The following is a 12,404-nucleotide window of genomic DNA, read 5'->3' as shown; positions in this document are numbered from 1 at the left end:
CCCCCCTTTTTTAATCTTTAGGGGGCGCCAGCCACCCGGTACATTTTAAAATGGATTTGTCACGGACACAGGACATCTGTTTCCTGTATTTCATAGGCGTCATCCCTATGATCTCCATGAAATGCCTGTTAAAGCTGGAAACTGAATGAAAGCCTATCTCTTCTGAGATATCCAGCACCGGCACCTCAGTAGTCCTCAGAAGGATGGCCGCGTGGGTGATGCGTATGCGGATGAGATACTCAAGCGCTCCGAAGCCCATAACAGAGCTGAAGGTGCGCCTGAAGTGGGTGGGGCTCATACTGCACAGGGAGGCAAGGTCCTCCATGGGGAAATCCATCATATAATTTTTCCGGATATAATAGAGGGCCGGAGCAATTGCCAGTGAGTTTTCATGAAGCTGTATATTGCTGTCTGCGGCCTGTCCGGCGGCAGAATAAATATTTATGAGCCTCATCATCAGGGATAACATCAGGCCGCGCACGCTGAACTGGAAGTTCAGCTCTTTTTTTTGCAGTTCAGCAATGATCCCCGACACCAGCGTGTGAACCTGAGGGTAGCTGTCCTTTGGAAGCACGGCGCAGTAATTCCTCAGAAGCTTATGGAACATATCCCTGTTTGAGATGATGTCCATGGGAAAATATGGCTGGAATAAATCTTCTACATTTACAAATATGTAAGACCACTTGCTTGCCGTGCCTGGCGCGGAATAAGTAGTGTGGGGGACATCGCTTGCCACGATGGTCACGTCCCCGGCATGGAAGGCGCGGCTGCTGTCTGCAAACTCCATCATCCCGCTGTCAGATTCACATAAGCCGATCTCCAGACAGTTGTGGAAGTGCAGAGTCCCTGAAGGGACATCTGATATTCTCCAGACATCTCCGGTCAGAAGAACGATAGGAAAATAGGGGGGAAGCGCATAGTTCCTGTATTCTACAGGGGAATGTTTTGGCCTGGACAAATTATTCATCTCCTCATTTTGACGAAATATGGATACCGCAATCATTACACTTTGAATTATAATATACAATTTAGACAAATGCAAACCTGAATACAGGGCAAAAAGATAAAAAAATTCAAAAAGCAAATATAGATGAAACGGTGGAGCTGATTTAAAAAGATAAAACAAAACAAAGACAAATAGCACAAAAAAAGCGGGGTAAATCTATATAAACCATACAAAACACCGTATGTGCATAAGAATAAATGGACAAAATCGCTAAGTTTTTATAAGTATGGAAGTTGAAGAAGCATTGGGCATTTTGTATAATTGATTTAACAATTAACGGAGCAGTCAAAAGGAGTGAGGTTGAGGATATGAAACGAAACAGTGCTGCGAGAACAGCAAAGCCGGCATCCGCCGGCCGCCCAAAACAGAACCTGGCGCTTTATATGAAAAAGAACTGGCAGCTGTATGCACTTATGGTGCTGCCCCTGCTGTTTATATTCATATTTAAGTATGCCTCTTATTCTGGCCTGACCATTGCCTTTAAAAATTATAAGGTTGCAAAAGGATTCTCAGGCAGTGAATGGGTGGGACTTGAAATTTTCAGGAAGATATTTACCCACAGGGATTTTGCAAAATCAGTCAGAAACACGCTTTTGCTGAATATCCTGGATCTTCTGTTCAGCTTCCCTATGCCGGTGATCCTGGCATTGGTTTTAAATGAGGTACGCTGCAAATGGTTTAAGAAAGTATCCCAGACGCTTCTGTATCTGCCCCATTTCCTTTCCTGGGTCATTATAGGCGCGCTGGCTTACCAGCTCTTCAGCATGAGCGGAGGCGTGGTAAACATACTTATACAGAATATGGGGGCAAGCCCTGTACCATTCCTTCAGGATGATGCATGGTGGCTCGTATCGTACATATTGATCGGTGTGTGGCAGTCAATGGGATGGGGAACAATTGTTTATCTGGCGGCTATAACAGGAGTAAATCCTGAGCTGTATGAGGCAGCCAGAGTAGACGGAGCCGGCCGCTGGAAACAGTGCCTGCACGTGACGCTGCCGTGTATCAGAAGCACCATAGTGATTCTGCTGATCATGAATCTGGGCAAAGTGATGCAGGGTTCATTTGAGAGGATTTATGCACTGTCCAACATGAAAGCCACAGAGTTCACGACTACAATACCTGTCCTTGTATACCGCTGGGGCATGGAAGGACTGAAGTTCAGTGAAGCGACTGCACTGGGACTGTTTCAATCTGTGATCGGCCTTGTCTTAGTATTAGGGGCAGATTTCATTTCGAAACGGCTTGGTGAAGAAGGCTTAATATAGGAGGCGGAGTCATGAGTAAAACAAATACAATAGCAGTAAAAAGGAAAAAAGAGTGGACCCCGGCTAAAAGAAAAGACCTGGCTGTAGACATAATCTTCTATATAATACTGACAGTAATATCACTGATGTGCCTCTTTCCGTTTCTGCATGTGCTGGCAAAATCCATAAGTGAGGAGTCATATGTAATTGCCAATAAAGTGGTGCTCTTCCCAAAAGGATTCAGCCTGAGTGCATATCAGAAAGTGTTTGCTGACAGCTCTGTCCTGAGGTCTATGTTTGTAACTATAGTTGTGACAGCGGCATTTACAGTAATTGGCATGTTCCTCACTATCTGTGCGGCCTATGCCCTGAGCAGAAAAGAACTGAAGGGCAGAAAAGTAATGACCTTCCTGATCATGCTTACCATGTACTTTACAGCAGGAACGATCCCGGATTATCTGCTTATGAGCAACCTTCATATGCTGGATACATGGTGGTGCCTGATCCTTCCGCTCTGCTTTGCACCGTATAATCTGCTGATCATGAAAAATAACTTTTCAGCCAGCATACCGGACAGCCTTGTAGAGTCAGCGCTGATTGACGGGGCGGGGCATTTCAAGATACTGGCCAGGATCGTTGTACCGCTTTCCAAGCCTATCATTGCAACAATAGCCCTGTTCTATGCTGTGGGACGCTGGAACGCATATCAGGACGCGCTTTATTATATCAAGCAGCGGACGGACCTGCGGCCTCTCCAGTTAAAGCTCTATTACCTGGTAGTATCCGCACAGGAGTCCTTCCAGGCTGAGGGCGGCGTAGTGGGAGTTATGACAAATCCGGAAGTATTAAAAGCAGCATGCGTTATCTTTGCAACCCTGCCGATCATCTGTGTCTATCCGTTTGTGCAGAAATACTTTGTACAGGGAGCTATGATCGGGGCAGTAAAAGAATAGGATATTTGAACTGTTTTTTTGGGGCTGCACTTAAACAAGAATGGTTGGTGAAAACCAGAGTTACATAAAATCCTGGGCGCTCCCATGGGAGCTGCCCGAATAAAATGAAAGGAATGTGAGTTTTATGAGAAAAGGAAGAATGAAAAAGGGGACATCAGTAGTGCTTACAGCGGCAATGGCCTTAACAGCGTTATCAGGCCTTGGAGCTCCGGTAAAGGCAGAAGCAGCAGATGCAGGCGGTTCATATACCGATTATTCAGAGGGGTTCCCGGAGACTGTAACGATCCAGATACCTGTTTATGACAGGGCCTTTGAGGGATGGAACGTTACGGATAACTACTATACGAAGTGGATTCAGCAGGAATTCGGAGATAAATATAACGTAAAAGTAGAATATGTGGCCATCGGGCGTACTACAGAGGTACAGGACTATATGCAGCTGATTGCGGCGGGAAACGCTCCTGATATTATCTTCCACTATGATATGCCCCAGGCAGTGAACTACTACAGCCAGGGAGCTATGCAGGCGCTGGATCTGGATGAGATAGCATATTATGCACCTGATTATTTTGCCAGCATGGGTGATACCATCCAGAAATACGGTCAGATGGATGGAGAGAATGTATTCTTCTTCGCAGAGCGCGATGCGATCTATTATAATTGGGTTACCCTTATCCGCCAGGACTGGCTGGATGCCGTAAACATGGAAATGCCCACAAACAGGGAGGAACTCAATAACGTACTGGCTGCATGGAAGGATGCGGGCCTTGGCCAGTGGAGCGAGCAGCTTATCCAGAAGAGCTTTACTTATGAATATCCGTTCTTTGATGAGGGCATCACTGATGAAGAATATGCTCTTTATCTGGACCTGAATGTGGCGCCTCTCACCTGGAAGCCGACAGAAGATTTCCTGCGTGCATGGAATAAAGAGTACAATGAGGGACTTATTGATCCTGAATTTTATCTGAATGTAGAAGAGCCGGATGCCAAAGCAGATTTTGTATCTGGAAAATCAGGAGTTTTCTCATTCTATATCAATAATTCCACAGATGTCATCACGTCACTGCTGGCAAATGATCCTGATGCCAAGGTGTCAGTTATGAATCCGGCAGCCAAGAGCCCCACAGGCAAGAGCTACTATTATGAATATCCGCCTTACGGCATGATAATGGGAATCAATAACACAACTACTGATGAAGAGAGAGCAGCAGTGTGGATGTTCCTGAACTGGATGGCACAGCCTGAGAATCTTTTCTGCCTCCAGAATGGTGTGGAAGGTGAGAATTATACACTGGATGAAAGCGGCATCGCAGTACCAGTGGCTGATTTTGCAGGAGAGTCCAAATTATCTCAGAACAACAACAAGGATTACTGGTGTCTCGTAGCTGAAGTTGCAACATACGGGGACGAGGAAAAGAACTATCAGGCTAATCTGCGCACACTCGCTCCGGCCGGATATGAAGACCTGATCCAGCAGTCTTATGATTACGACCAGGCTAACAGAGAATACGGCGTTGTGACACCGATCTTTACAAAGACAGTTGAGTCTTCAACCGAATATGCATCTGATCTGAATGCAATGTGGCAGGAGTTCTATGTAGATCTTGTTACATGTTCCACAGACGAATTCGATCAGAAGTATGCAGATTACTGCCAGGAATATTTAGACGGCGGTTATCAGGCGATCCTGGATGAAAAACAGGCTCTGCTCGATGAGGGAAGCTATATCGCAGAATAAAAAATAAAGGACTGGGAAAAGGCTGCTGCATATCCGCAGCGGCCTTTTCCTGAATAAATGAGGTGCAATTATGGCGGGACTTGAATTTGATAAAAAAGAGATAGAAGACCTGATAGAAAAGATCGCAGTGCGGACCATGCGCATGGATATGACGTGGGACTGGCCCTGCGGCGTGGCATATTATGGGATCAGCAGGGCCTTTGAAGTGACAGGCAGCGAAAAATATCTGAACCTGATGAAAGACAGGATTGATGAATATATGGAACTGGGCCTTCCTGTCTGGACAGTGAACACATGTGCCATGGGGCACTGCCTGATTACTTTGTATGAGGCCACCCAGGATGAGAAATACTGGGAAGTGGTGATGAGCAAGGTGGATTATATCAGAAACCACGCCCTGCGGTTTGGCGATTCTGTGCTGCAGCACACAGTGTCGTCAAAAAATGATTTTCCGGAGCAGGCCTGGGCTGACACACTGTTTATGGCTGCATACTTCCTGCTGAGGGTGGGTGTTAAGCTTAAGGATGAAGAGCTGATCAACGATGCATTGAATCAGTATTACTGGCATATCAAATACCTTCAGGACCAGGAGACAGGGCTTTGGTACCACGGCTACAATAATATCACAAAAGACCATATGTCCGGCTTTTACTGGGGAAGGGCAAACGCCTGGGCGTCCTATACTATGTCCCGGGTGGGCAGCATACTGCCGGAATGCTACCTGTATCCCAAATATATGGATATAGTAGGCTCTCTGGAAGAACAGCTGGCGGCCCTGAAGCTCCTCCAGACAGAGAACGGGCTGTGGCGCACTATCCTGGATGATGAGGAATCATATGAAGAGGTATCTGCATCCTGCGGGATAGCTGCAGCTATGCTCCAAAAGGGGAATCCTCTGCATATTAAATATATCAGCCGTGCGGTAAAAGGGATAACAGGCCGCATAAGTCCTGACGGCCGCGTTCTGGATGTATCAGGGGGGACGGCAGTTATGAAGGACAAAGAAGGATACAGGAATATTTCAAAAGACTGGATACAGGGCTGGGGACAGGGTCTTGCGCTCACATTCCTGGCAGGCGTGCTGGACTGTGGAAATTCCAGGAACGACGGGGCGCTGTAACAGTAACCAATAACAGGAGGAGAGCAGTATGACGGGGATGGCTAAAGGAAGCTTTACTCTTCCGGGAGAAGCCGGTTATGAAGATTTGACATTAAGGATGGCAAAAAAGTGGGGGGCTGACGTGATCCGTGACAGTGACGGAACGGTTTTGTCAGATGACATTACAAAAGCCGGCTACGGCATTTATTCCACTGTCTGCATTATCAGGGACCATAATAAATGGGCAGCAAAACACCAGGATAAGCTGCAGCAGACTTTTCTGGTGACTCAGCCTGAGGTGGCTGTTGACGAGATCCTGAGTATCCACCTGCTGGATAACTATTTTAAAGAACAATTCAGATTAAATACGAGTGAAGAGGCTCTGCGCTTCTGGGAAGTCTACGACAGGACTACTAAAGAGAAGCTGCCGGGCGGACGCTGGATACTGGAAAAAGAAGCGGGAAATGTAGTGATCCAGGAAGCTGTTCCTTTCCATACATATACAGTCAGCTTTCTCGCTTACCGGATCTGGGAAGAAATCTCCATGTATAACCATGTGACTAACCACTGGGAGAAGGAACATCTGATGCCGGTAGACCCCAGATCGGAGGAAGCCCGGGAGTATCTGTATACATGGATGGACAACTGGTGCAGGGAGCACCCTGATACCACGGTAGTGCGTTTCACTTCCATGTTTTATAACTTTGTCTGGATATGGGGGGACAGTGAGAAGAACCGCAGCCTCTTTTCGGACTGGGGATCCTATGACTTTACAGTAAGCCCCAGGGCATTGGAGGATTTTGAAAAAGAATATGGCTATGGGCTCTGCGCTGAAGACTTTATCAATCAGGGAAAATTCCATGTGACTCATATGCCCCCGGGAAAACGCCAGCTGGATTATATGGAGTTTACGAACAGATTTGTGGCAGAGTTCGGAAAAAAACTGGTTGACCTGGTGCATAGCTATGGCAAGCAGGCTTATGTGTTCTATGATGACAGCTGGATTGGTGTTGAACCGTACAGCAGCCTGTTTCCCAAGTTCGGGTTTGACGGCCTTATAAAATGTGTATTCTCCGGTTATGAGGCAAGGCTCTGCGCAGGAGCTGATGTCCCGGTCCATGAGCTGAGGCTCCACCCGTATCTGTTTCCTGTGGGCCTGGGAGGAACCCCTACATTCTCTGAGGGCGGGAATCCCACACTGGATGCCAAAAAGTACTGGATCAGCATACGCAGGGCGCTGGTAAGACAGCCGGCAGAACGTATCGGGCTGGGAGGCTATCTGCATCTGGTGGAAGATCATCCGGATTTCTGTGACTATATTGAGGAGCTGGCAGATGAATTCAGGAAGATAAAAGAGATGCATGAACATGGGGATGTGTATAATATCCCATGCAGGGTGGCGGTCCTCCACAGCTGGGGAAAACTGCGTTCCTGGACTTTGTCGGGACATTTCCACGAGACATATATGCATGACCTGATCCATATAAATGAAGCTCTCTCAGGACTTCCTGTGGAAGTCAGCTTCATCAGCTTTGAGGATGTAAAGGCAGGGGCGCTTGAACAGGCGGATGTGGTGATTAACGCGGGAAGGGCAGGCACTGCCTGGAGCGGCGGTGATGCATGGAAAGATGAGGAACTGGTTGTAAAGCTCCAGCAGTGGGTCTACAGGGGAGGAGTATTCCTGGGAGTGGGCGAGCCGTCCGCAGCCGGGGGCAGCCAGTATTATTTCAGAATGGCCCAGGTGCTGGGAATAGACATGGATACAGGCGCGAAAGTATGCCACGGCAGGTGGCAGTATGAGATTGATAAGGGGCTGCAGAATACTTTAATGCCAGCCAAAGCTTCAGTGCCCCAAAAGGACTACCTGTATCTCACTGACGGCAGGGCGAAAGTCCTGGAAGAAAAGAACGGCCTTCCTGTATTTACAGTGAATGAATTCGGAAAAGGGAAGGGGATCTATCTGTCCGGCTTTAAGGCGGATAACGCCAATACAAGGATGCTTCTTAATATCCTGCTGTATGCGAAGGGGACAAATTCCGGGCAGAATTATATAACCGATAATGCAGATGCTGAATGCGGGTATTATCCGGCAGATAAAATGCTGGTGGTCCTCAATAACAGCCAGGATGAAGTACATACTGCTGTAAAGACGGAAAATGGTAAAAAGAACTTTATACTAAAGCCTTATGAGACGCAGATCACTCATATATAGGCTATAAAAAGCCGGTCCGGATAAAAGGGCCGGCCTTTTGTTTGTATTAGCCTTGCATTTCTTCTCTTAATTTAGTAAACTAGGAGTAATACATTATTAGCTGCGGATACAGGAGATAAGAATGGAAACTCCATATATATTGTTTCAGGCAGGAAAAATAAATTTCCTGGTATTAATGGAATATGTTGATGTGATAGACAGGGCGGGCAGCGTAAGCAGCCAGAATATACCCGTGTATGATTTTGCAGGGATATGCGGCCTGAAGAAAAACGGGGGCAGAAGCAGCTATGCGCTGCTCATGCACACAGACAGCTGCAGGTTCGGGATCGTGTCCGATAGGGTAGTGGATGTGGTGAATATCAGTGATGGGGATATACTGTCACTGGAAGGCCCCGCACTGTGGGAAAAGAACAATTATCTGGCTGGGGTGGTCTGGACGGGAAATCCGGAACCGCCGGCTATGTATTATATAGATGTGCCGTCACTGTATGAGAGGGTCTCCTCAAGTGAGCCGGATTACTGGTTCTGAGGATATGCCGGCAGATTTAAATCAATGAAAAGAGAGTAATAACATGTGGGATGACAGAGTATGCCGGGGGATCGATCCTCTGACAAAACTATGGACAGAAGACGCCGCGAAAGAACTGATAGAGGATTATTCAAGAGACGGAAAAGAATATGAGGGCGACGTGCTTTATATGATTTACCTGGAGGGCTGGGAGAATTTTAAGGAAAGGGCCAGTCTTGAGACAGGGAATTCAGTACTGCGGCAGGTCGCCTTTCTGTTGGAAAAATTGTACAGAAGGCCTGATGTCACCGCCAGGGCGGGGGAAAATGCTTTTATCGTGTATGAGCTTGGATGCAGGTCTGTAAAAGAAGCTTCTGAGAGAGCGGAGGAGCTGTGTGCCGGCCTCAGGCGGATCAGATTTTTTGAGGATGAGAAAAACGGCGTGAATATCAGGACCGGGGCCGTGTGGTGCCGGGGAGAGATAAGAGAATACAGTACTCTTGTCAGGGCTGCGGGATATGCCGTAAAATGTGCCGCTGAGAAGGGAGAATATGTAAAGGCCATAGCTGAAAGCAGCTTCTTAGAAGAGCCGGATGCCGGGTCAGTGGAGATTGGCAGGATCGCGCCCTATGATGTTTTCGGGGGCGAGACAGATATCGAGTTTATAACTGAACTTACAGACATGCTGTTTCTGTGTGAGGATGCGGCAGTGGGGATTGAGATGTCAATGGAGAGGCTGTGCCTGTATTTCCAGGCTGACAGGGCATGCGTCATGGAATTGTCCACAGACAGGAAATATTTTGAGACTGCATACGAATATCACACAAACAACCTGAGGGTAAAAAATGATAATCTTTTCCGTATCCCCACCTTTTTTGTGAAGGCCTTCAGCCGTAATTTTGATGAGCGGGGACTTTACGTGTGCAACAGCCTTACAGAGCTGGAAAAGGAAAACCGGGTCATAGCTGAGCGTGAGAAGGTTTACGGCACAAAAGCCCTGATGCAGAGCTCTGTTCTGGAGCAGGGAGAGTTCAGGGGATATATCAGCATCTGCGATATGAAGGAAGAGAGGCTGTGGACAAAAAGAGAAATCACCACCTTTCTTATGGCCGGGAAATTGATAGCCGCCAGTATACTGAGGGTGAGATCCCTAGAATATTCACAGCACGTTACATACAGGGATCTTCTTACGGAATCCTGGAACAAAAATAAATTTATCATGGAAGCCGCAAAAAAGCCCCGTAAGCAGGGGATGAAAAGGGCTGTGGTCACATTTGACCTGAAGAATTTTAAAGTAATAAATCAGGAGTTCGGCTATGACATGGGGAATGCGGTCCTGATTGAGATAAGCAATCTTCTGGGAATGTTTATAGAGAAGGACGAGTGTTATGCCAGGATAGAGGCGGACACTTTTGTTCTGCTGTTCTACTACAGGGAAACGTCTGAGCTGGAGGCAAGGGTGGGAAGGCTCCTGAACCATGTGGAGCGTTTATCTGCCAGGCTTGGACTGGTGTTTTCATTTATCTGTATGGCAGGGATCTGCGCTGAAGAGGACGGCAGCATGGAGATCCAGGAGATGATCGAGTGCGCTGATATGGTCAGAAAGTCTATAAAGGATTACCATAAGAGCAGCAGCAGCTTTTTTAACAGAGAGATGCAGCAGCGCCGGGACAGGGAGAAATATATTGCCTCCAGGATGAAGAAGGCTTTGGAGAGCGGGGAATTTTTAGTATACTATCAGCCCCGGGTGGATATCCGCACAGGGGAATATATCAGTCTGGAGGCACTGGCCAGGTGGCAGCCTCCGGGGGAGGCCCTGATCATGCCGGGAGAGTTTATACCGCTGTTTGAGCAGAATGGATTCATCTCGGAACTGGACATGTATGTGTTCGAACAGGTATGCAGGGAGATCCAGGGCTGGATGAGGTCAGGCAGAAAAGTATATCCGGTTGCGGTCAATCTGTCACGTATCCATATAAGGGAAAAACATTTCCTGGAGCATCTGGAGAGCGTATGCCGGAAATATGGAGTGCCTGTGGATTATATAGAGCTGGAGCTGACAGAGAGCGCATTCCTGGATGATCCGGAGGTTATAATGGAATCCGCGGTAAAAATAAAGGAAAAAGGATTTGTGCTGTCTATGGATGACTTTGGGACAGGATTTTCTTCACTGAGTATGCTGAAGGATATCCCTGTAGATATCATTAAGCTGGACCAGTCCTTCTTCCAGAAAAAGATGACAGAAAGGGAGAAGATAATTATCTCCTATGTGATTCAGATGACAAGGGAACTGCAGATAGAAGTAGTATCCGAGGGGATCGAGACAGAAGAACACGAACAGTTCTTAAAGGAGATCGGCTGCGATATTGCCCAGGGCTATCTGTACGCAAGACCGGCGCCGTTAGCGGTGCACGAGGCAAAGCTATGGAAATAAATGAACAGCTGCAGCCGGCGGCAGATGAAAAATATGAAGACAATCAGGAGATACTCTGCATAGAGATACGCAGCGGGGGAAGGAGCAGCCTGCTCCCGGTAGAGCTGGTGGAGGCTGTTATATCTTCCCCGGTGGTGGCGGATATACCGGAGTCAAGAGAGGAAATAATTGGAATTGGCATGTATGGGAGGTGTGTGGTACCATATTACCAATTGTCGGATGAGGCCTGCAGCAATAAAGGCCAGAGGGATATCAGATGCGGCGTCATACTGCGGGGGCAGCAGGGATGTGCAGGGATAGCTGCAGATGAAATATCAGAGGAAAAGAAGGTTCTGACCTGCGAATATGAAGAGCAGATCCCCGAGCATCTGAGATGGATCCTGGGAGGAAATAAGTGTGATAAGACTGGAAGACAGGGAATTTGAGTATATTGTGCAGTATGCAAAGGAAAAATATGGGCTGAACCTGGAAAAAAAGAGAGTGCTTGTGGAATGCCGTCTGAAGGGCGAGTTGGAAAAGCATCACGTTTCTTCATTCAGCGAGTACCTGGTAATGATCTCAAGAGACAGGTCGGGGAAAATGGCTGAGGATATGATAAGCCGTCTCACCACCCATTATACATATTTTATGAGGGAATTTAAGCATTTTGAGCTGATCAGGGATGTGATACTGCCGGAGGTCAGCAGGAAACAGATGCCTTCGGTGTATTCTGTGTGGTGTGCGGGATGTTCAACGGGTCAGGAATGCTACACGCTGGAGATGACGCTGGAGGAATACAGAAAGACAGGCAGCTGGATGCCCGTAGTCATGATGCTGGCAACTGATATCTCAGAGCCTGTGCTGAAGCAGGCACAGAGCGGCATCTATAAGCTGAAGGAGCTGGAGAGCATCCCGCCTGCATGGAGAGAGCGGTACTGTACAGTCGGGCAGGACCAGACCTTTCAGATAAAGGAAGCGCTCAGGACGCCTGTCAGGTTCAGGAAACAGAATCTGAAGGATTATGTGCAGGAAAAGGAACAGTTTGACCTGATATTATGCAGGAATGTGATGATCTATTTTGACACTGCTGATAAGAGAAGGCTTGTAAGGGAACTGGAAAAAAGCCTGCGGCCGGGGGGATATCTGCTGGTGGGGCACTCAGAGCTTCTTCCCAAGGATGAGACATCATTAAATTACGTTGGTTCAGCTGCGTACAGAAAGGAATAAG

At 47.5% G+C, this 12,404-nt stretch carries 10 protein-coding genes; 9 read left to right on the top strand and 1 reads right to left on the bottom strand.

Annotated features, from left to right (window positions below; genetic code table 11):
- Positions 1-10 precede the first annotated feature (10 nt).
- The gene (locus NSB28_RS11610; protein ID WP_109627490.1) at positions 11-958 is read right to left on the bottom strand and encodes a helix-turn-helix transcriptional regulator; all 948 of its coding nucleotides are present in this window, start codon (positions 956-958) and stop codon (positions 11-13) included.
- Between the two features lie 356 nt (positions 959-1,314).
- Between NSB28_RS11610 and NSB28_RS11605 the strand changes: the two genes are divergently transcribed.
- The 9 genes from NSB28_RS11605 to NSB28_RS11565 all read left to right on the top strand — a co-directional run bounded on the left by NSB28_RS11605 (position 1,315) and on the right by NSB28_RS11565 (position 12,403).
- Positions 1,315-2,274 carry an ABC transporter permease gene (locus NSB28_RS11605; protein WP_109627487.1) on the top strand — a complete coding sequence of 320 codons (960 nt, stop codon included), beginning with the start codon at positions 1,315-1,317 and terminating at the stop codon, positions 2,272-2,274.
- Between the two features lie 11 nt (positions 2,275-2,285).
- Entirely contained in the window at positions 2,286-3,206 is a 921-nt protein-coding gene (locus NSB28_RS11600) for a carbohydrate ABC transporter permease (protein WP_109627485.1), read from the top strand.
- A 124-nt stretch (positions 3,207-3,330) separates the two neighbouring features.
- Positions 3,331-4,944, top strand: coding sequence for an extracellular solute-binding protein (locus NSB28_RS11595; protein WP_109627483.1), 1,614 nt, complete (start codon positions 3,331-3,333; stop codon positions 4,942-4,944).
- A gap of 70 nt (positions 4,945-5,014) precedes the next feature.
- Positions 5,015-6,064, top strand: coding sequence for a glycoside hydrolase family 88/105 protein (locus tag NSB28_RS11590; RefSeq protein ID WP_109627481.1), 1,050 nt, complete (start codon positions 5,015-5,017; stop codon positions 6,062-6,064).
- 28 nt (positions 6,065-6,092) lie between these two features.
- A complete protein-coding gene (gene gnpA, locus NSB28_RS11585; protein ID WP_109627479.1) occupies positions 6,093-8,255 on the top strand; it encodes a 1,3-beta-galactosyl-N-acetylhexosamine phosphorylase in 2,163 nt (720 codons plus the stop codon).
- Positions 8,256-8,376: 121 nt separating this feature from the next.
- Positions 8,377-8,784 (top strand): chemotaxis protein CheW, encoded by a 408-nt coding sequence (locus NSB28_RS11580; RefSeq protein ID WP_109627477.1) that lies wholly within the window; start codon positions 8,377-8,379, stop codon positions 8,782-8,784.
- Between the two features lie 43 nt (positions 8,785-8,827).
- Entirely contained in the window at positions 8,828-11,197 is a 2,370-nt protein-coding gene (locus NSB28_RS11575) for a bifunctional diguanylate cyclase/phosphodiesterase (RefSeq protein WP_109627474.1), read from the top strand.
- Positions 11,188-11,622, top strand: a complete 435-nt coding sequence (locus NSB28_RS11570) for a hypothetical protein (RefSeq protein WP_109627471.1) — start codon at positions 11,188-11,190, stop codon at positions 11,620-11,622. Before NSB28_RS11575 ends, NSB28_RS11570 begins: the two co-directional genes overlap by 10 nt.
- Entirely contained in the window at positions 11,594-12,403 is an 810-nt protein-coding gene (locus NSB28_RS11565; protein WP_109627468.1) for a CheR family methyltransferase, read from the top strand. The genes NSB28_RS11570 and NSB28_RS11565 overlap by 29 nt, the downstream gene beginning before the upstream one ends.
- Position 12,404: the final 1 nt, after the last annotated feature.

It is taken from the genome of Murimonas intestini, from assembly GCF_024622195.1.
GTDB classification, from domain to species: domain Bacteria; phylum Bacillota; class Clostridia; order Lachnospirales; family Lachnospiraceae; genus Murimonas; species Murimonas intestini.
Note: the sequence above shows the minus strand (reverse complement) of the source record. Positions and strands in the feature narration are given on the sequence as shown.

Excerpts from the sequence above, each read along its gene's own strand:
- NSB28_RS11600 (WP_109627485.1), top strand. The coding sequence starts at position 2,286 with ATGAGTAAAACAAATACAATAGCAGTAAAAAGGAAAAAAGAGTGGACC.
- NSB28_RS11605 (WP_109627487.1), top strand. The coding sequence starts at position 1,315 with ATGAAACGAAACAGTGCTGCGAGAACAGCAAAGCCGGCATCCGCCGGC.
- NSB28_RS11575 (WP_109627474.1), top strand. The coding sequence starts at position 8,828 with ATGTGGGATGACAGAGTATGCCGGGGGATCGATCCTCTGACAAAACTA.
- NSB28_RS11580 (WP_109627477.1), top strand. The coding sequence starts at position 8,377 with ATGGAAACTCCATATATATTGTTTCAGGCAGGAAAAATAAATTTCCTG.
- gnpA (WP_109627479.1), top strand. The coding sequence starts at position 6,093 with ATGACGGGGATGGCTAAAGGAAGCTTTACTCTTCCGGGAGAAGCCGGT.
- NSB28_RS11595 (WP_109627483.1), top strand. The coding sequence starts at position 3,331 with ATGAGAAAAGGAAGAATGAAAAAGGGGACATCAGTAGTGCTTACAGCG.
- NSB28_RS11590 (WP_109627481.1), top strand. The coding sequence starts at position 5,015 with ATGGCGGGACTTGAATTTGATAAAAAAGAGATAGAAGACCTGATAGAA.
- NSB28_RS11570 (WP_109627471.1), top strand. The coding sequence starts at position 11,188 with ATGGAAATAAATGAACAGCTGCAGCCGGCGGCAGATGAAAAATATGAA.